We start from the raw sequence: 23,371 nt of genomic DNA on the forward strand, positions 1-23,371 counted from the left end.
CCCGCCCCGCGAGGGTACACGTCATATGTGACATTCCCCTGACGGGCCCCCGGTCACGCGGCGGCGAGCGCCGACGTCGGCGGGATGCGCGCCGCGCGCGACGCGGGCCACCAGCCGCTGACGCCCCCGATGACGACGGTCGCGAGGAGCCCGCCGACCACGGCCCAGGCCGGCACGACGACCGGCCAGCCCTGCACGAGGCCGAACCCGGCCGTGACGGCGACCCCGAGGGCGACCCCGACCGCGCCTCCCAGGCCCGACAGCAGCAGCGACTCGACCAGGAACTGGTCGCGCACGTGCCGCCGCCGAGCCCCCAGGGCGCGGCGCACGCCGATCTCGGCGCGCCGCTCGAGCACGGTGATGACCATCGTGTTCGCGACCCCGATGCCGCCGACGAGCAGCGCGACGCCGCCGATGCCGAGCAGCAGGCCGGTGAACGACTCCTCCGTCGCCTGCTGCGCCGCGAGGGCGTCCGAGGGGCGGCCCACGTCGACGGACGCCGGGTCCTCGGGCGAGATCGACGCGGCGAGCAGGTCGCGGACGGCACCGACGCGGGCCGGGTCGGCCCGGGCGAACACCTGCGTCGGGTGCCCGTCGAAGCCGAACTCCGCCGCGGCCGAGCCGCTCGGCACGAAGGCCGACGCGTCGAGCTGGGGCGCGAGCGGCATCGGGTCGAGCACGCCGACGACGGCGACCCAGCGGCCGCCGATCCAGACCCGGGTCTCGGGCGCGACGTCGGTCACCCCGAGGGTCGCGGCGGCGGTGGCGCCGAGCACGACCTGCGGCAGCTCGCTCGCCGCGTCGCCGAACCACCGGCCCGACGCGAGGTCGGCGTGCAGCACCCCGCGGAGGTCGCCCAGGGCGACGTCGAGCGAGATCCCGCCGGAGGCGGCGGCCGGCACCCGGTCGGTCCGGTACACCTTCTGGTCGTCGACGCGCCCGACGCCGGCGACGCCCTCGACGTCGCCCCGTCGGTCGAGCGCCGAGAGGGCCGTCTCGGGCAGCGGCGCCGTCTCGCCGCGGGCGTCCGTGCCCGGAGCGGCCACGAGCAGGTTCGTGCCGAGGCCGTCGAGCACCCGGTCGAGGGCCGCCTGGCTCGACGACGAGATGCCGACGACGGCGATCATCGCGGCGATGCCGATCGCGATGCCGAGGGCCGACAGCACGACCCGCGTGGGCCGGGTGCGCAGCCCGAAGACGCCGAGGCCCAGCAGGTCGCGGGCCGAGACGTGCCCGGGCCGGGCGCGGGCCGGGCGAGGGGCCCGGGCCGGGCGCGCGCTGCGGCCCGGTCGCGGACCAGGGGTCGTGCGGGAGTCGCGCTCCGGCCCCGCTCCCGGGGCCGCCGCCCCCCTCACGAGGCGACCTCGGCGTCGACGAGGCCGTCGCGCATCGCGACCCGGCGCGGCAGCGCCGCCGCCAGCTCGCGGTCGTGGGTGATGACGACCACGGTCGTCCCCGCCGCGTTGAGCTCGCGGAGCAGCGTGACGACCGCGGCGCCGGAGACGGAGTCGAGCGCGCCGGTCGGCTCGTCGGCCAGCAGCAGCGTCGGGTCGCCGACGACCGCGCGGGCGATCGCCACGCGCTGCTTCTCGCCGCCCGAGAGCTCGTGCGGCCGGTGGTCGAGGCGGTGCCCGAGCCCGACGCGGGCCAGGGCCTCCCGGGCGCGCTCGCGACGCTGCCGTCGCGGCACGCCCCCGTAGAGCAGGCCGTCCGCGACGTTCTCCGTCGCCGTGGCCCCGGCCGCGAGGTGGAAGTGCTGGAAGACGAAGCCCACGTGCTCGGCCCGGAGGCGCGACACGGCGTCGTCGGTCATCTCGGACACCTCGTGGCCGGCGATCCGCACCGAGCCGGAGCTCGGCCGGTCGAGCGTGCCCATCACGTTGAGCATCGTCGACTTGCCCGAGCCGCTCGGGCCGACCACGGCGACGAGCTCGCCGCGCCGCACGACGAGGTCGACCCCGCCGAGCGCGGTCGTGTCGCCGTAGGTGCGCGTCACGGCGCGCAGCTCGAGCACGGGCGCCCCGCTCTCGGTCGACGCGCTCACGGTCGCCCCGCTCACGAGGGCACCACGACCTCGTCGCCCTCGGCGAGCCCCTCGCCCGAGACCTCGACGCGCCCCTGGGCGAAGGCGCCCACGGTCACGGCCACGCGATCGACCGAGCCGTCGGCCGACCGCACCTCGACGACGTAGCCGCCGTCTCCCGCCGCCAGCAGCGCGGTCACGGGCACCGAGAGGACGTCGACCCGCCGTTCGCCCTCGACCACGAGGTCGACCGAGCCGGCGGTCGCGGCCCCCTCGGGCAGCTCGGCGTCGAGCCCGACGACGACGGTCACGCGGTCGGCGCCGGTGCCGGAGCCCGCGCCCGCGCCCGACCCGGAGCCGGCACCCGAGCCGCCGGCCCCGGAGCCGCCGCCGGCCCCGGTGCCCGAGCCCGCGCCTCCGCCCGGCCCCTCCACCGAGCGCACGGTGCCGGGCACGCGCGCGCCGCCCGGCAGCCCCACCTCGACGGGTGCGCCGACGGCGAAGCGGCCCTCGTCGACCGGCGAGACCTCGGCCGTGACGACGAGGGTCGTCGAGGTCCAGCTCCAGACGACCTCGCCGGCCGGGTCGCCGACGCGGCCCGCGACCTCGGCGACCCGGACGTCGCCCGGCACGAACGCGATGTCCGCCGGGCCGAGGGCGCCGGTGACCTCGCGGTCGCGGTCCTCCTGCCAGGCGCGGACGGCCCGGGCCGTGCGCCGCCCGAACACGTCGTCGTCGGCCACGTCGTAGCCGAGCGCGAGCAGTGCGTCGTTGAGCTGGGCCACGTCGGCGCCCTCCGTGCCCTGCTCGAGCGTGCGCCAGAGCGGCACGGTGCCGTGCATCGACCGCACGGGCGACTCGTCGACCGCCCAGAGCACGCCGTCGAGCCCGATCACCTCGCCGTAGGAGGGCAGCTGCGTGATCGTCCCCTCGCCCGGCGCCACGAGGGGCGTCGGCGAGCCGTGCCCCAGCGTTCCGGCGATCGTGCGGGAGTCGACGAGGTCGCCGCGCACGACGGGCGCGGTGGGCAGCCCGGCGGCCGGGGAGGCGCTGCTGCCCGCCGCGTCGCCGGCTCCGTCGGCCGAGCCGGTGAGGCCGCACCCGCTGAGCAGGAGGGCCCCGGCGACCGCCCCGGCCACGAGGGCCGTCGCGGCGAGGGGAGGGCGTCGCGTGCCCTCGCCCGGGCCGCCGACCCGGCGTCGGCCGGCGCGCCCCGGGTGCCCGGCCCCGCGACTCCCCCCGGTCATCGGCCGGCCCCGGCGCTGTTGGGGCCGTGCTCGGCGTCGCAGGCGAGGAAGGCCTCGTCCTGGGCGCCGAGGGCCGTGGTGTCGGTGCTCATCGAGGCTCCCGACGGGAAGACCCCGTCGACCGGGTCGGCGAAGTCGGTGAAGCCCTTCTCCCGCACGCAGCGGGCCACCTCGAGGTTGGCCTCCTGCAGCGCGGCGAGGTCGTCGGCCGAGGGGGCGGGCTGGCCGCCCTGGTCGGCGGGCAGCTCGGCGCGGCAGTCGGTGAAGGCGGTCACGTAGGCGTCGATGTCGACCCCCGCCGGCGGGGCGATCACCATGCCGCGGCTGAGGTCGGGGTCGTCGACGTCGAAGCCCGCGTCGCGGAGGCACGACCCGAGCTGGGCGCTGGCGCTGGCGCTGGCGCTGCTCGTGCTGCCCGTCGCCCCGGACGAGGCGCCGGCCGTCGGGTCGTCGGCCGCCGTGCTGCACGCCGCGAGCACGGGAGCGACCAGCAGCAGGGCCGCTCCGAGGAGGGCCGCCGAGGAGGCGCGGCGCCGGCGGACGCCCCCGTCGCGCCGGCTCGTCGGGGTCGCCGTCGCGGTCGCCGTCGCCCGGCGGGCGGCCGTCGTCGTGGTCGAGGTGGTGGGGGAGATGGTCATGGCGAGGTCCTCTCGTCGGGGGTGAACGAACGGTGACCACTCCACCTGCCGGGCCGTCTCCGGAGCGTGCCGCGCGGAGTTACGTCCACGAAACACCACGGTGTGTACGATGCATGTGACATGTCGTCATGATCTGCCCGACCCGCGGGCAGGGCGGTTCGACCGAGAGAGAGGGCGATGCCGTGCGCGTGCTGGTCGTCGACGACGAGGTGGCCCTGGCCGACCTCGTGGCAGCGGGCCTCGCCCGCCAGATGATGGCGGTCGACGTGGCCTACCGGGGCGACGACGCCGACGAGCTGCTCGCCGTCAACGACTACGACGTCGTCGTGCTCGACCGCGACCTGCCCGGCATGCACGGCGACGCCGTCGCGCGGGGCGTCGCCGAGCGCGGCAGCCCCACGCGCATCCTCATGCTCACCGCGTCCGGCGGCCTCGACGACCGCGTGCGCGGGCTCGAGCTCGGCGCCGACGACTACCTCGCGAAGCCCTTCGAGTACCCCGAGCTCGTCGCCCGGGTCCGCGCGCTCGGCCGCCGATCCGCCCCGGCTGCGCCGCCCGTGCTCCGGTCGGGCGACATCGTGCTCGACACGTCGCGGCACCACGCCACCCGGGGCGGCCTCGACCTCGGCCTCTCGACGAAGGAGCTCATGGTGCTCGAGGTGCTGCTCCGCGCCGACGGCCGCGTCGTCAGCGCAGAAGAGCTGCTCGAGAAGGCATGGGACGCCCACGTCGACCCCTTCACCAACGCCGTCCGCGTCACGATGAGCAAGCTGCGGAAGAAGCTCGGCGACCCCGACCCCGTCCGCACGCTGCCCGGCCGGGGCTACGTCCTGTGACGGGCCGGTCAGGAGTCGCGGGTCGGCTCGCCGCCCTCGCTCCCCGTCACTGGGGCATCGGCCTGCGCACCGCCGTCACGTTCGGCGTGGTGTCGGCGCTGCTCGCCGCCCTCGTCGTGGTGCTGGTGTCGGCGACGACCACGGCCGGCATCACGGTCGGCCTCGTCGCGGTGGCGGAGTCCGCGGCGTCGCCCGCGACGCCCCTCGCGCCCGACGGAGCCGCCTGCGACGACGGCCGGTGCGCCTCGACCCGGGTGGTCGAGGGGGCGGACGGCGTGCCGGTGGCCACGGCCGTCGGCGACGTCGTGGTCGCGCAGCAGTGGTCGGCGGCGGCGCTCGGCGTGCTGCTCGCCGCCGTGGTGGCCGGGGTCGTCGGCTGGTTCGTCAGCCGCCGCCTGCTCCGGCCGCTCGACGCGGTCGTCGAGACGACCCGGCGCATCACGGCGAGCACGCTCCACGAGCGGGTGGCGCTCGCCGGCCCGCGCGACGAGGTCGCCCGGGTCGCCGACACCATCGACGGCCTGCTCGACCGCCTCGAGGCGTCGTTCGAGGCCCAGCGGCGCTTCGTCGCCGACGCCTCGCACGAGCTGCGCACGCCCCTCGCCGTGCAGCGGGCAGCCATCCAGATCGGGCTCGACGACCCGTCGCCCGCGGAGCTCGAGCGGACGAAGCGGCAGCTGCTCGACGCGAACCGCCGCAGCGAGGCGCTGCTCGAGAGCCTGCTCGCGCTCGCGACGGCCGATCGCGGGCTCGCCGACGCCGGGCGCGAGGTCGCGGTGGGCGACGTGGTCGACGAGGTGGTGACCGGCCTGCTCGACCGGGCCCGCGCCTCCTCGGTGGAGGTGATCGTGGCCCGCGGCACGTTCGGACGGGTGCGGGGCGACGAGGTGCTGGTCGGGCAGCTCGTGCGCAACCTGGTCGCGAACGCGGTCGAGTACAACGAGCCCGGCGGCTGGGTGCGCGTGCACGGCGGGGCGGGGGCCGTGCTGGTCGTCGAGAACACGGGGCCGGTGGTGGGCGAGGCGGAGGCGGCGACGCTCACGCGCGCCTTCGTGCGCGGTGCGGGGCCCGCCCGGGTCGGCGGCGGCGGGGTCGGCGGCGGCGGCCAGGGCGCGGGCAAGGGCGACGAGCGGCACAGCGGCCTCGGGCTGGCGATCGTGGCGTCGGTCGCGGCGGCGCACGGCTGGCCGCTGGCCGTCGAGCCCCGGGCGGAGGGCGGCCTGCGGGTCACGGTGGGCTGACCCGCCCACGGCGCCGAGCGGTCACGACCTGCTGCTCCCACCGGGACGGGGGAGCAGATCGTGACCGCTCGATCGCGACCACTCGATCGCGACCTCGACCGGGCGGCTAGCTGCGGGCGATGACCAGCTCGCCGAGCGGCAGGCGCGTGCGGGGCGCGGTCTCGCGCTCGGCGAGGGCCTCGGCCAGCTTGTCGGCCGTGTCGACGACGCCGACGGCGGTGATCGTCATCGGCTTGAGGTTCTCGGCCAGGTCGAACGCGGCGACGATCTGGTCCCACTCGACGCCCGCCATCTGGTGGGTGTGCAGGCCCTCGGCCTGCGCCTGCACGACGAGGTGCGCGACGGCCGCGCCCAGGTCGTACTCGGCGTACGAGCGCAGGTCGCCCTCGACGGTCGAGGTCTCGGCGATGCCGACGACGAGGGCCGACGCGTTGACGGCCCAGGCGGCGTTGAAGCCGACGAGCGCGTGCACGATCGTGTCGAAGTGGTGGCTGCCGCGGCGGGCGACGATGAAGCGGCGGGGCTGGAAGTTGTTCGCCGACGGCGCCCAGCGGGCGGCCTCGAGCAGGGCGTCGAGCTGCGCGTCGGTGACGGTCGCCTCGGGGTCGAACGAGCGGGGGCTCCAGCGGGCGTCGAGCTCGGCGACGATCGGCACGCTCGTGTCGGCGGAGCGGGCGGTGGTGGGCAGGGCGGACTCGGTGATCGACATGGCGCCGGCTTTCTCGAGGAGGGACTGGGGGGAGGAGGCGCGTCGTCGGGCCACGCGCACCACAACGTCGTCCGCCGCCCCAGTATTTCGTGCCGAGCGTGCACCGGCTCGCTAGGCCGTCAGGCGCCGGGCGTCGGCGAGGAACGCCTCGACGTGCTCCTCGGTCGTGTCGAACGAGCACATCAGCCGCACCTCGCCCGTCGTGCGGTCCCAGTCGTAGAAGTGGTGCGCCTCGCGCAGCGGCTCGACGACGTCCGCCGGCAGGACGGCGAAGACGGCGTTGGCGTCGACGCTCTGCGTCACGGTGACGCCCGGCACGTCGGCGAGGCCGGCCGCGAGCTGGGCGGCGCGGGCGTTGGCCCTGCTCGCCGACCGCAGCCACAGGTCGTCCTCGAACATCGCGAGGAACTGCGCCGAGACGAAGCGCATCTTCGACAGCAGCTGCGCGTCCGTCTTGCGCAGGTAGGCCAGGCCGACCCGCGCCTCCTCGGCGAAGGTGACGATCGACTCGCCCAGCACGAGGCCGTTCTTCGTGCCGCCGAGCGAGACGGAGTCGACGCCGACGTCGCGGGTGACCGCCCGCAACGGCACGCCGAGCGAGGCGGCGGCGTTCGCGAGGCGCGCACCGTCGAGGTGCACGCGCATGCCGAGGGAGTGCGCGTGGTCGGTGAGGGCCTGCAGCTCGTCGGGCGTGTAGACGGTGCCGAGCTCGGTGCTCTGCGTGATCGTGACGGCCAGGGGCTGCGAGCGCTGCTGGTCGCCCCAGCCGTGGGCCTGCCGGTCGACGAGCTCGGGCGTGAGCTTGCCGTCGGGCGTCGGCACGGTCAGCAGCTTGAGGCCGCCCAGGCGCTCGGGCGCGCCGCCCTCGTCGGTGTACACGTGCGCGGAGGCGGCGCAGACCACGGCGCCCCAGCGCGGCACGAGCGCCTGCAACGCCGCGACGTTGGCCCCGGTGCCGGTGAGGACGGGGTCGATCGTCGCGCCCTCACCGAACTGCTCGACGACGACCTCAGCGAGCCGCCGGGTGTACGGGTCGGCGCCGTACGACCCGACGTGCCCGCCCGAGGCGTCGACGATCGCCTGCAGCACCTCGGGGTGCGCCCCCGCGTAGTTGTCGGAGGCGAACGTGTGGGCTGCGGGGTCGTGGAGTCGCGTCACCCGTCCATCCTGCCGCCTCGCGGGAGGCGCGGTGTCAGAGCACGGGCGCCGTGCCGGTCAGCAGGCGGTCGCCGAGCTCCTGCACGGGGCGGGCCGTGTCGCCCCCGCCGGCCAGCACGGCCAGCTGCTCGGCGCTCATCGTGACGGGCGAGCTGAGCACCGCCCAGCTCACCCCCTCCGTGCACGGAGGCGTCGTGAGGCTGCCGTCGTAGCGCACGTGGTCGAGCGTGCCGGGCAGCAGGGTCGCCAGGTCGACGCGGGGGTCGTCGAGGTCGTCCGTGCGGAGGTCGTCGTCCCGATCGTCGTCGAGGTCGTCGCCGGGGCGGGGCGCGCCGCCGCGGGGGTCGATGCGGGCCCCGGTCTCCGTGGTCGCCGAGGCGCGGGAGGCGAGGTCGTCGGCCGGTGCGGCCGCCCGTGGCCGCGGCGCCTCGGCGACCACCGCCGCGACGACCGGCTCCCAGGCGGGGGAGTGCTCGCCGACCTGCACGAGCAGCCCGACCACGGCGAGCGACCCGTCGGCCGCCCGGTGCACGAAGTGGACCTCGCCGGACGCCGGGCGGCCGTCGACGACGTGCTCCGACGGCGCGTGTGCGTGGAACTGCACGAGTTCGTGGGCCCGGCCGTCGAGGGCGGCCGTGGCGGCCCCCTCCGTCTCGAGGTGCGCCCCGTGGCCGTCGTCGTCGACGTCGAGCTCGACCGGGCCCCAGGCGAGCGAGAGGGTGGGAGCGGCCGCGGGTGAGCCGGCCGCGTCGGTCGCCGGGCCCGCTCCCGGCACGGCCCCGGCGAGGTCGACCGGCGACTGGCGCAGGCCGGTCGCGCAGGTGCTCCAGGCGCTCGACAGCGAGCCCCACCGGTCGGGCCCGGTCTCGCCGCCGTAGCTCCAGGTCGCGCTCGCGGGCGGCACGCGCACGGGGTCGAACGGGGCCTCGGCCCCGCCGCCGGGCAGCGAACAGCCCGCCAGGGCCGCGACCGCCAGCCCGGCGCCCACGGCCAGGGGCAGCCGGCGTCGTCGTCGGCCGTCGGCTCGACGGTCGACCGTCGACCGGTCGTCGTTCCGGCCGCGCGCGGAGCGGGAGGCGGAGGGGGAGGAGGGGGAGGTCGAGGAGGCGCGGGGCACGTCGGATCCGATCGTCGAGCAGGTGCGGCGCACCTTGTGGAATCGGAATATCATACGTAGAGTCAGTGATGAAGAAGTTCACGGGACCGGCCGAGAGGTCGGCACGACCCGTCCCCGCCGGCACCCGCTCCGCGCCGGTCCCCCCGACCCGCATCCGCCCCACCAGCGGCCGCCCTCCCGAGAGGTCCCTCACCATGTACTTCGCCCACGCGCCCAAGCTCGTCCTCACCGGCTCCTCCGACCTGCTCCGCCCCCTGGGCGACCGGGCCGCCGTGCTCGGGGCCGAGGTCGTCGTCGTCGACGCCGACCCCGGCCTCCCCGTGGGCGACGTCGACGGGTTCGACGTCGCCGTCGTGGGCGTCGGCGGCGTGGCCGAGGCCGCCCGCGACCTCGGGCGTGCGACCGAGGTGCTCGCGCCCGGCCTGCGGCGCGGCGCCCTGCTGATCGTCAGCTCCCCGGCCGGCCTCCGCTCGCTCGAGAGCGAGGGCCGGGCCTTCGCGGCCTGCCTCGCCGAGCGGTCCGGCCTCGACCTCGGCGACGAGTTCTCCGTCGTCGCGAAGGAGGGCGACGCGATCACGTGGCACACGGGCGAGGAGGGCGCCGAGGTCGCCCGGTACCTCGTGTCGCGCATCGCGGCCGTCCCGACGGTCTGAGCCCTGAGCCTCGCGGGCTGAGCCCTGAGCCTCGCGGGCTGAGCCCCGGGGCGCCGGTCGGCGTCGCAGGGCCGCCGCCTGCGCGAGGATGGACGCATGGGCGGAGTGCTGATCGGGTTCGCGATCATCGGCGCGGTCATCGCGACCGGCTGGGTGGTCGGGCGCATCGACCTGCTCGGCCCCTCCGGCCACCAGGTGCTCTCGCGCCTCGTCTTCTTCGTGCTGACGCCCTGCCTGCTCTTCTCGACCATCTCGCAGGCCGACGTCCACGTCCTCTTCTCGCGCCTCCTCGTGGTGTCGGCCAGCGCCTCCCTGCTGGCGGCCGTGATCTCGGTGCTCGTCCTGCGCCTCGTGCTGCACCGTTCGGCGGCGGAGACGACCATCGGCACGATGGGCGGGGCCTACGTCAACGCCAACAACATCGGCCTGCCGGTCGCCACCTACGTGCTGGGCAGCGCGACCTTCGTGGCCCCCGTGCTGCTGTACCAGCTGCTCGTGATCACGCCGGTCGTCCTCGCGGTCATGGACACCGTCACGAACCGGGGCAGCAGCCTCGGCCGGGCGATCGTGCGGCCCCTCACCAACCCGCTGCTGATCGGCTCCGCCCTCGGCGTGCTGGTGGCCGTCACGGGCCTCGAGATCCCGGCGCCGGTGCTCGAGCCGTTCCTGCTCGTCGGCGGGGCGGCGGTGCCCGTGGTGCTGCTCTCGTTCGGCATGTCGCTCTCGGGCACGCGCCCGTTGCAGGCTCGCGAGGGACGGCCCGACGTGGTGCTCGCCACGGTGCTCAAGCTCGGGGTGATGCCGGTCGCCGCCTGGCTGCTCGGCGACTTCGTGTTCGACCTGAGCCGCGACGAGCTCTTCGTGGCCGTGGTGCTCGCCGGCCTGCCGAGCGCGCAGAACGTGTTCACGTACGCCCAGCGCTACCAGACCGGCGTGGTCGTGGCCCGCGACACGGTGCTGGTGACGACGGTGCTCTCGGTTCCCGTGCTCGTCCTCGTGGCGGGGCTGCTGGCCTAGGTGCCGGGGCTGCGGGCCTCCGCCTCCCGGTCGTGGCGGCGGGCGGCCGTCACGACCAGCAGCAGCAGCGCCCCGTAAGAGACCGTGCCGGCCGTGACGAGCGCCGCCACCGTCTGCACGGGGGTCGCTCCGAGCGTCGCCACGACGCTGACGCTGCCGAGCGTCGCCACGAGCCGCGCGGCGTCCCAGCAGAGCTGACGCCCCTGCCTCTCGAGCAGCGTCAGCACCCGCCCGACCGGCACGACCGCGAGCTGCGCCGCGCACGAGACGGCGAGCAGCTGGATGTACGGCACGGCCGGGGCCCAGGCCGCCCCGAACACCGGCACGACGACCAGGGGGGAGGCGGCGGCCACGACCCCGGCACCGGCGACGCCCGCCGTGCCGGTCCGGAGCACGCTCGTCACGACCAGCCGCGTGAGCCCCGCGCTCCGTCCCCTGACCAGCACCCCGACGCGCCCGTCGACGTGCTGGCCGAGCACCTCGGCCAGCAGCCCGACCGGCGTCGCGACGACCCTCGAGCCCAGCGCCACGAAGCCGAGCGCCACGGGCCCGGCCGCGGCCGCCAGCACCGCGGTGGGCAGCTGTAGGCCCGCGGAGTTCAGCAGGCCGGACCAGGTCGACACGAGGGGGAAGCGGCGGTACCGCCGGGCTGCGGTCGCGACGGCCCGGCGGGTGGGCACCGCGCTGCGCGCCGCCGGGTGCGGGGTCGACGGTCGGCGGGACCTCGTGCCCGCGGAGCCGAGCAGGCCCGCCGCTCGCCCGGCCGCGAGCCCGAGCACGAGCCCCAGCGCGCCTCCGGCCGGTGCCAGCAGCACGCTCGTGGCCACCTGGCCGAGGCCCTGCGCCGCCGACCGCGCGGCCGCCGACCGCCACGCGCGTCGACGGGTGAGCAGGGCGCCGACCGTGCGCTGCGCACCGATCAGCGCCACGACGAGGGGCAGCACCCACCAGAGCTCGACGAGGGCGGGCGAGCGGAGCCACTCGGCCGCCCGGTGCCGAAGGGCGCCGCTCAGCACGGCCACGACGACCGTCACGAGCAGCGTCGACAGCCCCGCGAGGCCGACCAGCGCGCGGGCGAGCGCGTCGGATCGCGCCGCCACCACGGCGCGGTCCCAGCCGGTCGTGGCCACGGCCCCGCCGATCGCCGCCAGGCTCGTCACGAGGGCGAGCACCCCGAGGTCGGCCGGCGAGTAGAGCCGGGTGAGCAGGGGGGAGGCGGCCAGCACGGCCCCCTGGCCCACCCCGGTGCCGAGGAGCAGCACGGCGACGGGACGCCGGGCGAGAGCGCGCAGGCGGGCGACGAGGCGACGATCGCGCGCGCTCATCGTGGCGCCCCGGCTCGACGGGGCGACCAGCCCGTGCGGGGCGCGACGGCCAGCAGCACGGCGGCCGCGAAGACGCCGTGCGTGAGCATCGACGTCAACAGGGCGGTCTGTGACAGGACGATGCTCGGCATCACGACCAGCACCGCCGTGACCGGCACCGGCAGGCCCGCCGAGCACCGGTCGAGGAACCTCAGGTAGACGGCGAGGACGGCGACGGCCCCGACGACCCCGGCCCAGCCGAAGTTCGAGAAGCCGTCGGCCACGAGGTTGGCGTTCGCGGCGAGGCCCGAGCCGGGGAGGAGCTGGTCGCCCACCTCGAGCGACGGGGGCAGCCGCCCGTGCCCGCCCGTCCAGGGCCCGAGGACGGAGTGCGCGAGCAGGGCGGGAGGCGCGGTCGAGTAGTGCTCGACGAACGCGGCGGAGAGGGTGCCCGGCGTGACGAGGAACCTCCTCGACAGGACGCTCGTCCAGGTGTCGCCGCCCTGCGCGGCGTCGGCCGCCGTCGCGCCCACGAGCACGGCGACCGGGGCGACCGCGAACCCGGCGGCCCGGAGCCGGTCGAGGCGCAGCAGCACGAGGGCCCCGACCAGGATGAGGGGCGTGGAGAACAGGACCATCTTGAACCCGGTCGCCGAGAAGATCAGCACCTGCCCGAGCGCCCCCGCCGCCACGAGCCACGGACTGCGCGTCGCCACCCCGCGCACGACGAGGTAGGGGTTGACGACGTACGACTGCGGGCTGAGGAGGTAGCCGAGCGGCCCCGCGTCCGCCATGGCGTCGCGGAACTCGTCGCGCACGTCGTAGATGGAGTCGAGGCTCGGCACCCGGAGGCGCAGCCCCGTCGTCACGGCCATCAGCCCGTACGTCGCGGCGGAGAACGCCCCGAGGACGACGCCCAGGGCGCCCGGCGTCAGGGGAGGGACGAGGGGGGTGCTCGGCAGCGGGCGCCGCACCGTCCACCCCACGGCGGCCCACAGCGCCCCGACGACGAGCGTGAGGGTGAGCGCCGTCCGCGTGTCGAGGTAGCCGGAGTAGTGCGGCGTCAGCATGGTCGGCACGACGGCGACGCCGAAGACGATCCAGGTGACGGCGTGGGAGGGGCGCTCCACGCGACGGGGGAGGCTCGCCGCCACCGCGGCCGCGGCGACGATCGCGAGCACGGAGACCGCGGGAGGGCCCGGCACGTAGGAGTACCCGAGGTAGCCGAAGGTCGGCACGATCAGGTGCTCGAAGACGTGGCGGAGGGTGAGCGCGTAGACGACGAGGCAGCAGCCGACCGTGACGGCGTGGGCGGTCAGGCTCCGAGCCGCCGCGACCTCAGCGACGACGGGCACGGAGGGCACGGCCGCCTCGGCCGCTCACCGGGCGCGGCCGGGGCTGGTGGCGCCGGGGCGCGCCCGCACCGAGCTGCCCGGGGCGACGGGGCCGTCGCCGGCGGCCGCCCGGTCAGGGGCGCCGAGCGCGGCCCAGACGCCGAGCAGGGCGGGTTCCTCCTTCGCCCAGTCGAAGACCTCGACCGCGGCTCGTCGGGCCGCGGCGCCCTGCCGGGCCAGTTCGTCGGGGTGCTCCGCGTACCACGCGAGGGCCCGGGCGACGGCGTCCGGGTCGGTCGGGTCGACGAAGCGCACGCAGCCGTACGGCTCGACGACCTCCCGCCAGACGGGGAAGTCGGAGCACACCACGGGGATGCCCGCGGCGAGGTACTCGAAGAGCTTCGTCGAGAAGACCTTCTCGTAGGCCGTGCCGGGCTGCAGCACGACCACACCGACGCGGGCGTCGAGCAGAAGGTCGCGGGCGTCCTCGGGCGAGAGCAGGCCGTGGACGGTCGCCCGCCCGGCGGCGACGGCGTCGTCGAACACCGAGAGGGCGTCGTCGGGGTAGGGGCCGCCGGCGACGTCGAGGTGCCACCCCGCGGGGAAGGCCGGGCTCGTCGCGGCGTCGGCCATCACGCGGGAGCCGCGGGCCTCGCTGACGACGCCGATGAAGGCGGCGCGGGGCGCCCGATCGGCCAGGGGCCGGAGGGCCTCCTCCTCGGCGCGCAGCCGCGGGAAGTTGTGCACCACGGTGGTCTTGTGGGCCGGGTAGTCGCGGGCCGTGATGGCCGTCGCCACCACGACGTGGTCGCAGGCCCGGCCGGCGAACCAGACGAGGAGGCGTGACAGCAGGACGAAGGGCCGGCGGAGAGCCTCGGGCACGTAGTCCTTGTCGGCCGTGGCCTCGCTGATCACCTCGTGGGCGTCGAAGACGACCCGTCGGCCGGCGAGCTTCAGCACGGGGACGACGAAGAGCAGCTCGGGGTCGTGCAGGTGGACCACGCCGGCGCCGGAGCGGAGGGCCAGGAGCGCTGCCCGCGACGTCGAGAGCACGACCCTCGCCGCTCGCCGACGGCGGGGCAGCAGGACGACGTGGACGCCGGTCTCGGGCACGGTCGTCGGGCTGTCGACGGCGACGAGGAGCGTCCGGTGGTGCTTCGCCGCGGTGGCGGCCTCGCGCATGTGCACCCTGTTGTCCGTCCAGCGGTGGACGCTGCTCAGGTGGGCGACGTCGAAGGCGGGCCCTCGGCGGCCGCCGAGCAGGCGTCGCAGTGCTCGCCCGATCCCGGGTCGACGGTGCTCGGGGGCGGCGAGGGCGGGGCGGGGCGAGGTCATGCGGGCTCCTGGAGGGCATCGGCGGGGGGCGTCGGGGGGAAGAACTCGGAGGAGGTCGCCTGGCCGTGCTGCGCGGTCCCGCGCCGCCCGAGGACGACGCCCACGGTGCGCGCGAGGACCAGCAGGTCGAGCCGGGTGCTCCGGCCGTCGACGTACGCGACGTCGAGCGCGAGGCGCTCGGGCCAGTCGAGGGCGTTGCGCCCGCCGACCTGGGCGAGGCCGGTCACCCCGGGGCGCACGTCGTGGCGCCGCGCCTGCTCGGGGGAGTACCGGTCGAGGTAGCGGACGGGCAGGGGGCGCGGCCCGACGAGGCTCATGTCGCCGCGCAGGACGGCGACGAGCCCGGGCAGCTCGTCGATGCTCGTCGACCGGAGCAGGGCCCCGAGGCGGGTGAGGCGCTCCGCGTCGGTCTCGTGCCCCCGCGAGGGGTCGACCTCCCTCATCGTGCGCAGCTTGGCCAGCGTGAACGGGGAGCCGTGCAGGCCGGCGCGACGCTGTCGGAAGACGACGGGCCGTCCCAGGTCGACGGCGACCGCGGCGGCGGCGGCGGCCAGAAGCGGAGCGGTCACCACCAGCACCAGGGTCGCCCCCGTGACGTCGATGGCGCGCTTGGCCCCGTCGCGGAGGGCGGCGCGGACGCGCCCGCCTCCCGCGCGGGAGGCGTCACGCGCGGCCACGGTCACCGGCTCCGGGTCGGGAGAGAGCGGTCGCGAGCGCGGTCAGCACGTGGTCGAGGTCGTCGCGGTCCAGCGACGACCCGCTGGGGAGCGTGAGGCCGGTGGCGAAGAGCTCGTCGGCGACTCCGGAGACGCGGCTCTCGGAGGCGTGGAAGGCGCCCTGCCGGTGCAGCGGCTTCCAGAGGCGTCGCGTCTCGATGCCCTGCTCCGCGAGCGACCGGGCGACCTCCGCCGGTGCGAGGCCCGACGCCGGGTCGAGCACGACCGACGTCAGCCAGCAGTTGTCGTCGGCGTCGTCGTCGGCCGCGAACAGGTCGACGCCGGGCACGGCCCGCACGAGCTCGCGGTACGCCCGCCGCACCGACCGGCGCCGGGCGGCCATCTCGGGCAGCCGAGCGAGCTGGGCCCGGCCCAGCGCGGCGAGCACGTTGCTCAGCCGGTGGTTCCAGCCCACCTCGGCGTGCTCGTAGTGGTCGACGGGCAGGCGGGCCTGCGCGGCGAGGCTGCGGGCCCGCCCGGCGATCTCGTCGTCGTCGCAGGTGACGGCGCCCCCGCCCGAGGTGGTCACGATCTTGTTGCCGTTGAACGAGATCGCGGAGGCGAGGCCGTGGGCCGCGGCGGGGCGGCCGGCGTGGCGGGCCCCCAGCGACTCCGCGGCGTCGACGACCACCGGGAGGCCGTGGCGCGCGGCGACGGCGGCGATGGCGTCGTGGTCGGCGGCTCGGCCGTAGATGTCGACCGGGAGCACGGCCGAGACGGGCACTCCCCGACGGCGGAGGTCGTCGAGGGAGTCGGCCAGCAGGGCCGGCGAGAGGTTGCCCGTGTCGCGGTCGACGTCGACGAAGAAGGGGCGGGCGCCCGCGTGGTGGATCGCGTTGGCGGTCGCGGCGAAGGTGAACGTGGAGGTCGGCACGACGGTGCCGGGGCCGACCCCGGCGACGACGAGCGCCAGGTGGAGGGCCGCCGTGCCCGACGACGTCGCGACGACGTGCGCCCGGTCGACGGTCTCGGCGAGCTCCCGCTCGAAGGCGTCGACCTCGGGGCCGAGCGGTGCGAACCAGCTGCCCTCGCCCACCCGACGGAGCGCCTCGCGCTCGAGCGGCCCGACGTCGGGCGGTGACAGCAGGACGGTTCGGCGCATGGGGCTCCTGACGCTCGGTCGCCCGCTCGTCAGGCTCCTCGTGATGCGTCAGTGTACTACGTGACATTTCACGCGTCGACCGATCCGTCTGCCCTGGCCCGCCGATCGTGCGGTCAGCCCGGCGCGCGTGGGGTCAGAAGATCATGGGCCGGTCGTCGTCGAGCTCCGTCTCGAGCTCGAGGTCGACCACCACGGGCACGTGGTCGCTCGGGGCGTCGCCCTTGCGCTCCTCGCGGTGGATCGCCGCCGCGGTGACGAGGTCCGCGAACGCCGGCGAGCCCATCACGAAGTCGATCCGCATGCCCTCGTCGCGCGGGAACCGGAGCTGCTTGTAGTCCCAGTACGTGTAGCCCCCCGGCACGAGGGGCCGCACCACGTCGCGGAGGCCGACCCGCTCGAACTCCGCGAAGGCCGCCCGCTCAGGCTCGCTCACGTGGGTGTGCCCCTCGAAGACCGCGACGTCCCAGACGTCGCTGTCGAGCGGTGCCACGTTCCAGTCGCCCATCAGCGCGAGGGGCAGGTCGGGGCTCTCCTCGAGCCACCCGCGGGTGCGGTCGGCGAGCTCGGCGAGCCAGTCGAGCTTGTAGGCGTAGTGCGGATCGCCGAGCTCCCGCCCGTTGGGGACGTACAACGACCACATCCGCACGCCCTCCACCGTGACGCCGATGGCCCGCGCCTCCTTCGGCTGGTCGGGCCCTTCCTGGCCCTTCAGGAACCCGGGCTGGCCGGGGAAGGTCACCTCGACGTCGTCCATGGGCAGCCGGCTCGCGAACGCGACGCCGTTCCACTGGCTGAGGCCGTGCAGCTCGACCTCGTAGCCCGCCTCGCGGAAGGCCTCGTACGGGAACTGCTCCGGCTTGCACTTGATCTCCTGCAGGCCGACGACGTCGACGTCCTCGCGGACGAGCCAGTCGACCACCCGCCCTGCTCGGGCGCGGACGGAGTTGACGTTCCAGGTGGCGACACGCATGCGCCCACGCTAGCGGCGGGCGTGCCGATCGGTGCGGGAGGCCCCCGGGGAGGCGCGGTGGCGGCCCCCGGTCCAGACCGGTCCGACCCCGGCTCTCAGCAGAACAAAAGATTTCACGTGACGGCGTGGCGAGCGCCCGCTACAACGGTGACATGACAGCACAGGAGCGACAGGTGTCGCCGGGCCCCGCCGGGACGGTCGACGAGAGGCTGGCCCGGGTCGCGCAGGGGGTGGTGCGGGTCCAGGACTTCTTCTGGCCGCCCCTCCCGCTGGAGGTGCTGGAGGCGTGCACCTCCCGGTGGCTGCGCTCGTGTGACGCCGGCGACGGCCCCGGCTGCGACGGCGACGGCGACGGCGACGGCGGCCTCGACCGCGGCGCGGACGAGGGGGGTGCGCCGTGCCCGTCCCGCTGACGCCCCGACGGATCCCGAAGCGCGACGACGCCGCCGGCCGGGCCTACGGCGAGCTGCGCGACGCCCTTCTCTCCGGCGCCCTCCGGCCCGGCGAGCGGATCGACCTGGGCGCCGTCGCGCACTGGCTCGACATGTCGCGGACCCCGGTCGACCACGCCATCACGAGGCTCTGCACGGACGGTCTCGTGACCGTCGAGCCCTACCGGGGCACCTTCGTCCGGCCCGGCGATCCGGAGCGGTTCGAGGCCACGGCGCAGGTGCTCGACATCGTCCACGACGCCGTGCTCGCGACGGTGGGGGCCGCCCTGGCCCCCGCCGAGCGGGAGCGCCTCCTGGAGCTGACGGCGGCCGCCGCGTCCGCCGCGGCCGACGAGGCGCCCGAGCGCCACGACCGGTGGCTCCTCTTCATGGCCGACCTCGCCGGCCGGGTCGGCAACGACGTCCTCGCCTGCGAGGAGGCCCGGCTCCGGATGCTCGTGCAGCACGCCCGGGTGGGGGCCCCGCCCGAGGTGCTGACGGAGCACGCGAGGCGTCGCGTCGAGTCCCTGCGGGCCCGGGGTGCCGAGTGGCTCGGCGGAGCGCGGCTCGACCAGGACGGAGCGCCACTCCTGTACTGACACATCACATCCAGGATCCTGGGCTATCATCGCCGGACCGATCCCGGAGGTCCGATGTCCCGCACGAGCCAGACGTCGGCGTCGTCGACCCCGCCCGGCGCGCCGTCGCCGAGGTCGTCCCTCCGCGACCACGTCGTGGCGGCGCTCTGCTCGGCGGTGCTGGTCGTCGGCGGCGTCAAGGGCAGCCCGGCGCTCGCGGCGGTGCCGGTCGACCTCACGGTCGCCGCCGCCGCCGCGGCGGTAGTCGGGGCGGCGCTCCACCTCGCGCCCCGCCTCGAGGTCGTCCGGGTGCCCCCGGGGGCCGTCCTCCTCGTCGTCGCGCTCCTGCCCGGGGCGCTCGTCGAGGTGCCGCAGGGCTACCAGGTCGCCAAGCTGGCCGGGATGGCCCTGACCCTCGTCGTCGTGGCCGCCAGCGTGGTGCTGCTCTCGACCCGTCGGCGGCGGAGGCTCTGGCTCGCCTGGACGGCGGGGTGGGGGCTCGTGACGGTGGCGGCCCTGCAGGTGCTCCCGCGCGACGCGTCGCAGTGGGGGCGGGCCGCGCTCGAGGGGTCGAACACCATCGCGGCGGGTCGGGCGACCGCCACCGCGGCGCTGATCCTCGGGGCCGTGCTCGTGCTGCCCGGCCGGCGACCCCGCCTGCGGCTCCTCGCCGGCGCGGTCGTGGCCGCGCTCGCCGCCGTGGAGACCGGCTCCCGGGGCCCCGTGCTCGCCGCGGCCGCCGCCCTGGTCGTCGTCGCGCTCGTCGTGCGGGAGGGGCGCCGGCGCCGGGTCGCGGGGCTCGCCGCCGCCCTGGTCGCGGCTGGCGTCGGCGTCGTCGTCAGCGACTCCCCGGGCGCCGACCGGCTGGGGCTCGTGCTGACGGGCGAGGTGACCGGCGCCGAGGGGCGGCTCCCTCTCTGGCGGGCAGCGTTCCGGGCGCTCCGGGACGGGGGCCCGGGCGGCACCGGGTGGGGCGGCTTCGTCACGGTGCTCGGGGAGTCCGAGGCGGTCCCCGGCTCCGGCGACCGTCAGTACGCCCACAACCTCGTGCTCGAGGCGTTCGTCGAGGGCGGCTGGCCGGCCGGCGCGGCGGTGCTCACGGTCGTCGTCGCCTCCCTCGTGCGGCTGCTGCACCACGCACGGCGCGGCGCGGAGGGAGGCGGCGTCGACGGGGTGGCCGTCGTCCTGCTCGGGGTCGCGGTGGCGGCGGTGCTCAACGCATCGGTCTCCGGAGACCTCTCGGGCAACCGTCTCGCCTGGGTCGCCCTGGCGCTCGCCTGGTCGGGGCCCCCGGGCGGGCGGCCGGATCCGCGCCGCCGAGGGTCGACGACCGCCGGGCGCGCTCGGAGCCACCTGCTCTACGCTGGTCAACCGTGACCGACGCACGCACGCAGCTCATCCAGTTCATCGGCTCCGAGGCCGTCTTCCACGGCGACTTCACGCTCACGAGCGGCAAGAAGGCGTCGTACTACATCGACCTCCGGAAGGTGAGCCTCGACCACCGCGTCGCGCCCCTGATCGGCCGGGTCATGGTCGACCTGATCGACGAGGTCCCCGACGTCTTCGCCGTCGGCGGCCTCACGATGGGCGCCGACCCGATCGCCGCCGCCGTGATGCACCAGGGCGTGGCCCTGGGCAAGGACTACGACGCGTTCGTCGTCCGCAAGGAGCCCAAGGACCACGGCCGTGGTCGGCAGGTCGAGGGCCCCGACCTGGCGGGCAAGCGCGTGGTCGTGCTCGAGGACACCTCGACGACCGGCGGCTCGCCCCTCACCGCGGCCCGGGCCCTCGAGGCCGTCGGGGCCGAGATCGCGGCCGTCGCCGTCGTCGTCGACCGGAGCACCGGAGCCCGTGAGGTGATCGAGGCGGCCGGCTACCCCTACTACGCGGCCATCGGCTTGGCCGACCTGGGGCTGGAGCCGTGACCGACGATCGGCCCGGGCGCGACGAGGCGCCCGAGCCCGACGACGCCAGCGACTGGCTCGCGGCCCAGTTCGACGGCGAGGGCGTGCCGACCGACGAGGAGCTCCCGCCGGAGGGCGGCACCTCGACCGACGGGGGCGACGAACCCGACCTGCCCGACGAGCCCGTCGTGAGCCCCGAGCCCGACACGGCGACGACCGCGCTCTCGTTCTCCTCCCAGGCCGACGCCGTCCCGACCGAGGCGCCCCGCGCCCCGCTCGCCGTCCCGCCGCCGCCCGCGGCTGGCGACGACGTCCCGCGGAGCGGAGGCCATCCCCTGGCGCTCGACCTGGGCGCCCTGGCTGGCATCGTCCCGCCGGCGACGCCTTCCGGGCCCGTCTCCGGGGGCGAGCCCGGCGGAGAGCACGAGCCGCAGCCCCAGCCCGAGTCCGCGCCCGAGCCCGGCCCCGACGGAGCCGCCGAGGTCCCCGGCCCGTTCACCGCCCTGCTCGCGGCGGCCCCGGCTGCGGGCTCCGCGCCTCCCGCGTCCTTCGACTGGGAGGCCCTGCCGCCCGCCTCGGCGCCCGCCGGCGAGGCCCCCGAGGAGTCGCGGGTCGAGACCGACCTGCCGACGCGCGCCCTCGAGGTGCCCGCGACCCCGCTCCCCGGGGCGGCGGCTGCGGCGACGCCCGAGCCGGAGCCCGAGCCCGAGCCGGAGCCCGCCCAGGACGCCGCTGGCTCGACCGCCCCCTGGTGGGTCGAGGAGCACCACGAGATGACCCGCCGCGAGCGTCGCCTCGCCGAGGCGGCGGGTGTGGCCGTGCCTCCGGCGCAGCCCCTCTCGTCGCCGCCGCCGCCCCCGCCGCTGCTCGACCACGACGGCGCCCCCGCCCCGTCCGCCGCGACGGTCGTCCAGCCGGCCGCGTCGGCGCCGGTCGTCGAGCCCTCGTTCACCCAGATCCTCGGCATCGTGCCGCTCGCGGGCGGGGCCGCCGAGCGTGACCCGTCCGGCGACCCGGGCGCCCTCGACGACGTCCCCGGCGAGGTCGAGTCCGACGCCGGCCGTGACGACCCGGTCGTCGAGGAGGTCCCCCTCGAGGTCGAACGTCTCGACGCCGAGACGCTCGACGCCCCCGGTGCCGACGACGCGGTCACGAGGTCGTGGTCGCTGGGCGGCGACGACGTCGGGCACGACGAGGCCGAGCACGGCGAGACCACGCCGGCCGACCTCGGGGGCTCGGCCTCGGCCACGCCTCCCGCGGCCGCCGCCTCCGGGTTCCCGGAGCCCTACCGCCCGCCCGTGCCCCCGTCCGCTCCCGCCGAGCCCGTCGAGCGCGCGCGCACCGCGCCGCCCGAGGCCGCGGGCGAGCTCCCCGGCCTCTCGTTCGGGGCAGGGGCAGGGGCTGGTGCTGAGAGCCCGGCCCGCGCCTCCTCGGCCTGGGTGCCGCCGACGGCGGCGGGTGCTCACGACGAGCGCCGCGGGCGCCGGGAGCCCGCGGGCCGACTCGCCGCGGTCGTCGGGTCGCCGCGCGGGCGACTCGTGCTCTTCGTCGTCGGCGCCGCGGTCGTCGTCGTGCTCGCGCTCGTGGCGCTCTTCTTCCTCGGGCGCTCGCTGTTCTCCGGCGACTCGGCCTCCGCCGACCCCGCCGCGACCAGCGAGCCCGCCTCGGCGCCGACCACGGTGACGGCCGACCCGGCCCCCGTCGAGGAGCCCGCGGTCGCGACCGGACCGCTCCCGGCGGGCAGCCACCCCTGGAGCGACCTGCAGGGTGGAGAGTGCTTCTCGTCGTTCGAGGACGCGTGGCAGCAGGACTACGACGTGGTGGACTGCGCGGCCCCGCACGTCGCCCAGTTGGCGTCGCAGGGCGCGCTGCCCGGCGACGCCGGGGCGCCGTGGCCGGGCTCGGAGACCCTGCAGAACCAGATGTCGGTGCTGTGCACGTCGCCCGAGGCCCTCGACCTCACGGCCGCCGGGGCGTACCGCGACGTCCAGTTCGTCGCGAGCTGGCCGGTCACGGCCGCCGACTGGGACGCGGGCGACCGCACCTACTCGTGCTTCGTGACGCGCTCGAGCGGCGAGCCCTTCACCACGAGCCTCGCGCCCACGGCGGGCTGACGCCCGAGCCCGTGGCGTCGACGGTGCCTAGAGCTCGGCGGGGACGACGTCGCTCTCGAGCGGCTCGGCCCGGACGAGCTCGTGCACCCCGCTCAGCACCTCGTTGGGCCGGAACGGGTACCGGTCGATCTCGGCCTGGTCGCTGATCCCGGTCATGACGAGGATGGTGTGCAGCCCCGCCTCGATGCCGGCCATGATGTCGGTGTCCATCCGGTCGCCGATCATCGCGGTGTTCTCGCTGTGCGCCCCGATGCGGTTCATCGCCGACCGGAACATCATCGGGTTCGGCTTGCCCACCACGTAGGGCGTCTTGCCCGTCGCGGCCTGGATCATCGCGGCGATGGCGCCCGTGGCGGGCAGCACGCCCTCGGCGCTCGGCCCCGTCGCGTCCGGGTTCGTGACGATGAAGCGGGCCCCGGCCCGGATCAGCCGGACGGCCTTGGTGATGGCGTCGAAGGAGTAGTTGCGGGTCTCGCCGACCACGACGTAGTCGGGGGCCGTCTCGGTCATGATGAACCCGGCCTCGTGCATCGCGGTGGTCATGCCCGCCTCGCCGATCACGAAGGCGGAGCCGCCGGGCATCTGCGACCGGCAGAAGTCGGCCGTCGCGAGGGCCGAGGTCCAGATGCGCTCCTCGGGCACGTCGAGGCCGGAGGCGCGGAGGCGCGCGGCCAGGTCGCGCGGCGTGAAGATCGAGTTGTTGGTGAGGACGAGGTACGGCGTGCCCTCGTCCTGCCACTGCTGGATGAGGTCGGCCGCCCCCGGCAGGGCGTGGTTCTCGTGCACGAGCACGCCGTCCATGTCGGTCAGCCAGCACTCCACGTCGCTTCGATCAGCCATGGCGACACTGTACCGGCGACCCCTGTGGCGACGGAGCGGGTCGACGGGGGCATGTGCGCACAGGGCATGTAGGCGCTATCCTGTGTTCCACATGTCACGAAGGA

Annotated in this window: 23 protein-coding genes; 9 read left to right on the top strand and 14 right to left on the bottom strand. The window is 76.3% G+C overall.

Annotation, left to right across the window (positions count from 1 at the left end):
* Positions 1-53: 53 nt before the first annotated feature.
* Genes IFT45_RS13335 through IFT45_RS13350 form a run of 4 tightly spaced genes read right to left on the bottom strand, consistent with a single transcriptional unit; the run spans position 54 to position 3,908 of the window.
* Entirely contained in the window at positions 54-1,355 is a 1,302-nt protein-coding gene (locus tag IFT45_RS13335) for an FtsX-like permease family protein (RefSeq protein WP_192128724.1), read from the bottom strand.
* Positions 1,352-2,044 carry an ABC transporter ATP-binding protein gene (locus IFT45_RS13340; RefSeq protein ID WP_200931990.1) on the bottom strand — a complete coding sequence of 231 codons (693 nt, stop codon included), beginning with the start codon at positions 2,042-2,044 and terminating at the stop codon, positions 1,352-1,354. The genes IFT45_RS13335 and IFT45_RS13340 overlap by 4 nt, the downstream gene beginning before the upstream one ends.
* A gap of 11 nt (positions 2,045-2,055) precedes the next feature.
* Complete coding sequence (locus IFT45_RS13345) at positions 2,056-3,270, bottom strand: peptidoglycan-binding protein (RefSeq protein ID WP_192128726.1); 1,215 nt, start codon at positions 3,268-3,270, stop codon at positions 2,056-2,058.
* Positions 3,267-3,908 (bottom strand): hypothetical protein, encoded by a 642-nt coding sequence (locus tag IFT45_RS13350; protein ID WP_192128728.1) that lies wholly within the window; start codon positions 3,906-3,908, stop codon positions 3,267-3,269. The genes IFT45_RS13345 and IFT45_RS13350 overlap by 4 nt, the downstream gene beginning before the upstream one ends.
* A gap of 182 nt (positions 3,909-4,090) precedes the next feature.
* Between IFT45_RS13350 and IFT45_RS13355 the strand changes: the two genes are divergently transcribed.
* Positions 4,091-4,744 (top strand): response regulator transcription factor, encoded by a 654-nt coding sequence (locus tag IFT45_RS13355; protein WP_056056153.1) that lies wholly within the window; start codon positions 4,091-4,093, stop codon positions 4,742-4,744.
* Positions 4,741-5,985, top strand: a complete 1,245-nt coding sequence (locus IFT45_RS13360; protein ID WP_192128730.1) for a HAMP domain-containing sensor histidine kinase — start codon at positions 4,741-4,743, stop codon at positions 5,983-5,985. Before IFT45_RS13355 ends, IFT45_RS13360 begins: the two co-directional genes overlap by 4 nt.
* Before the next feature lie 106 nt (positions 5,986-6,091).
* Here the strand turns inward: IFT45_RS13360 and IFT45_RS13365 are convergent, their stop codons facing one another.
* The 3 genes from IFT45_RS13365 to IFT45_RS13375 all read right to left on the bottom strand — a co-directional run bounded on the left by IFT45_RS13365 (position 6,092) and on the right by IFT45_RS13375 (position 9,023).
* Entirely contained in the window at positions 6,092-6,694 is a 603-nt protein-coding gene (locus IFT45_RS13365) for a nitroreductase family protein (protein ID WP_192128731.1), read from the bottom strand.
* 111 nt (positions 6,695-6,805) lie between these two features.
* Entirely contained in the window at positions 6,806-7,852 is a 1,047-nt protein-coding gene (locus IFT45_RS13370) for a beta-eliminating lyase-related protein (protein ID WP_192046808.1), read from the bottom strand.
* Positions 7,853-7,886: 34 nt separating this feature from the next.
* Positions 7,887-9,023: a carbonic anhydrase gene (locus tag IFT45_RS13375; protein ID WP_192128733.1), complete on the bottom strand. Its 1,137-nt coding sequence runs from the start codon at positions 9,021-9,023 to the stop codon at positions 7,887-7,889.
* 14 nt (positions 9,024-9,037) lie between these two features.
* Here IFT45_RS13375 and IFT45_RS13380 point away from each other — a divergent pair, with 14 nt between their 5' ends.
* The gene (locus IFT45_RS13380; RefSeq protein WP_056056052.1) at positions 9,038-9,622 is read left to right on the top strand and encodes a hypothetical protein; all 585 of its coding nucleotides are present in this window, start codon (positions 9,038-9,040) and stop codon (positions 9,620-9,622) included.
* A gap of 96 nt (positions 9,623-9,718) precedes the next feature.
* The gene (locus IFT45_RS13385) at positions 9,719-10,639 is read left to right on the top strand and encodes an AEC family transporter (RefSeq protein ID WP_056056054.1); all 921 of its coding nucleotides are present in this window, start codon (positions 9,719-9,721) and stop codon (positions 10,637-10,639) included.
* Here IFT45_RS13385 and IFT45_RS13390 read toward each other — a convergent pair.
* From IFT45_RS13390 to IFT45_RS13415, 6 genes are all read right to left on the bottom strand, one after another.
* The gene (locus IFT45_RS13390) at positions 10,636-11,964 is read right to left on the bottom strand and encodes a lipopolysaccharide biosynthesis protein (RefSeq protein ID WP_192128735.1); all 1,329 of its coding nucleotides are present in this window, start codon (positions 11,962-11,964) and stop codon (positions 10,636-10,638) included. The two genes, IFT45_RS13385 and IFT45_RS13390, sit on opposite strands and share 4 nt — an antisense overlap.
* Complete coding sequence (locus IFT45_RS13395; protein WP_192128736.1) at positions 11,961-13,307, bottom strand: hypothetical protein; 1,347 nt, start codon at positions 13,305-13,307, stop codon at positions 11,961-11,963. The genes IFT45_RS13390 and IFT45_RS13395 overlap by 4 nt, the downstream gene beginning before the upstream one ends.
* Positions 13,308-13,322: 15 nt before the next feature.
* Entirely contained in the window at positions 13,323-14,612 is a 1,290-nt protein-coding gene (locus tag IFT45_RS13400) for a glycosyltransferase (RefSeq protein ID WP_192128739.1), read from the bottom strand.
* Entirely contained in the window at positions 14,609-15,289 is a 681-nt protein-coding gene (locus tag IFT45_RS13405) for a sugar transferase (RefSeq protein ID WP_192128741.1), read from the bottom strand. The genes IFT45_RS13400 and IFT45_RS13405 overlap by 4 nt, the downstream gene beginning before the upstream one ends.
* The gene (locus tag IFT45_RS13410; protein WP_056056063.1) at positions 15,276-16,430 is read right to left on the bottom strand and encodes a DegT/DnrJ/EryC1/StrS aminotransferase family protein; all 1,155 of its coding nucleotides are present in this window, start codon (positions 16,428-16,430) and stop codon (positions 15,276-15,278) included. The genes IFT45_RS13405 and IFT45_RS13410 overlap by 14 nt, the downstream gene beginning before the upstream one ends.
* Positions 16,431-16,563: 133 nt before the next feature.
* Positions 16,564-17,400: an exodeoxyribonuclease III gene (locus IFT45_RS13415; RefSeq protein WP_185231039.1), complete on the bottom strand. Its 837-nt coding sequence runs from the start codon at positions 17,398-17,400 to the stop codon at positions 16,564-16,566.
* A gap of 152 nt (positions 17,401-17,552) precedes the next feature.
* Between IFT45_RS13415 and IFT45_RS13420 the strand changes: the two genes are divergently transcribed.
* Genes IFT45_RS13420 through IFT45_RS17905 form a run of 5 tightly spaced genes read left to right on the top strand, consistent with a single transcriptional unit; the run spans position 17,553 to position 22,427 of the window.
* Positions 17,553-17,813: a hypothetical protein gene (locus tag IFT45_RS13420; protein ID WP_192128743.1), complete on the top strand. Its 261-nt coding sequence runs from the start codon at positions 17,553-17,555 to the stop codon at positions 17,811-17,813.
* Positions 17,798-18,430 carry a GntR family transcriptional regulator gene (locus tag IFT45_RS13425; protein ID WP_192128745.1) on the top strand — a complete coding sequence of 211 codons (633 nt, stop codon included), beginning with the start codon at positions 17,798-17,800 and terminating at the stop codon, positions 18,428-18,430. Before IFT45_RS13420 ends, IFT45_RS13425 begins: the two co-directional genes overlap by 16 nt.
* Before the next feature lie 54 nt (positions 18,431-18,484).
* Positions 18,485-19,786 (top strand): O-antigen ligase family protein, encoded by a 1,302-nt coding sequence (locus IFT45_RS13430; RefSeq protein WP_192128746.1) that lies wholly within the window; start codon positions 18,485-18,487, stop codon positions 19,784-19,786.
* Positions 19,783-20,334 (top strand): orotate phosphoribosyltransferase, encoded by a 552-nt coding sequence (gene pyrE, locus IFT45_RS13435; RefSeq protein ID WP_056056073.1) that lies wholly within the window; start codon positions 19,783-19,785, stop codon positions 20,332-20,334. Before IFT45_RS13430 ends, pyrE begins: the two co-directional genes overlap by 4 nt.
* Positions 20,331-22,427: a septum formation family protein gene (locus IFT45_RS17905; RefSeq protein ID WP_192128749.1), complete on the top strand. Its 2,097-nt coding sequence runs from the start codon at positions 20,331-20,333 to the stop codon at positions 22,425-22,427. Before pyrE ends, IFT45_RS17905 begins: the two co-directional genes overlap by 4 nt.
* Positions 22,428-22,454: 27 nt before the next feature.
* On the opposite strand, the gene IFT45_RS13445 is transcribed toward IFT45_RS17905, so the two are convergent.
* A complete protein-coding gene (locus tag IFT45_RS13445) occupies positions 22,455-23,267 on the bottom strand; it encodes an HAD-IIA family hydrolase (RefSeq protein WP_192128751.1) in 813 nt (270 codons plus the stop codon).
* Positions 23,268-23,371: the final 104 nt, after the last annotated feature.

This window comes from Frigoribacterium sp. CFBP 13707, from assembly GCF_014842245.1.
In the GTDB taxonomy this organism is placed as follows: domain Bacteria; phylum Actinomycetota; class Actinomycetes; order Actinomycetales; family Microbacteriaceae; genus Frigoribacterium; species Frigoribacterium endophyticum.

Coding starts and splice junctions, on each gene's coding strand:
- IFT45_RS13385 (WP_056056054.1), top strand. CDS start 9,719: ATGGGCGGAGTGCTGATCGGGTTCGCGATCATCGGCGCGGTCATCGCG.
- IFT45_RS13380 (WP_056056052.1), top strand. CDS start 9,038: ATGAAGAAGTTCACGGGACCGGCCGAGAGGTCGGCACGACCCGTCCCC.
- IFT45_RS13365 (WP_192128731.1), bottom strand. CDS start 6,694: ATGTCGATCACCGAGTCCGCCCTGCCCACCACCGCCCGCTCCGCCGAC.
- IFT45_RS13350 (WP_192128728.1), bottom strand. CDS start 3,908: ATGACCATCTCCCCCACCACCTCGACCACGACGACGGCCGCCCGCCGG.
- IFT45_RS13390 (WP_192128735.1), bottom strand. CDS start 11,964: ATGAGCGCGCGCGATCGTCGCCTCGTCGCCCGCCTGCGCGCTCTCGCC.
- IFT45_RS13400 (WP_192128739.1), bottom strand. CDS start 14,612: ATGACCTCGCCCCGCCCCGCCCTCGCCGCCCCCGAGCACCGTCGACCC.
- IFT45_RS13415 (WP_185231039.1), bottom strand. CDS start 17,400: ATGCGTGTCGCCACCTGGAACGTCAACTCCGTCCGCGCCCGAGCAGGG.
- IFT45_RS13420 (WP_192128743.1), top strand. CDS start 17,553: ATGACAGCACAGGAGCGACAGGTGTCGCCGGGCCCCGCCGGGACGGTC.
- IFT45_RS13345 (WP_192128726.1), bottom strand. CDS start 3,270: ATGACCGGGGGGAGTCGCGGGGCCGGGCACCCGGGGCGCGCCGGCCGA.
- IFT45_RS13445 (WP_192128751.1), bottom strand. CDS start 23,267: ATGGCTGATCGAAGCGACGTGGAGTGCTGGCTGACCGACATGGACGGC.
- IFT45_RS13410 (WP_056056063.1), bottom strand. CDS start 16,430: ATGCGCCGAACCGTCCTGCTGTCACCGCCCGACGTCGGGCCGCTCGAG.
- IFT45_RS13430 (WP_192128746.1), top strand. CDS start 18,485: ATGTCCCGCACGAGCCAGACGTCGGCGTCGTCGACCCCGCCCGGCGCG.
- IFT45_RS13375 (WP_192128733.1), bottom strand. CDS start 9,023: ATGATATTCCGATTCCACAAGGTGCGCCGCACCTGCTCGACGATCGGA.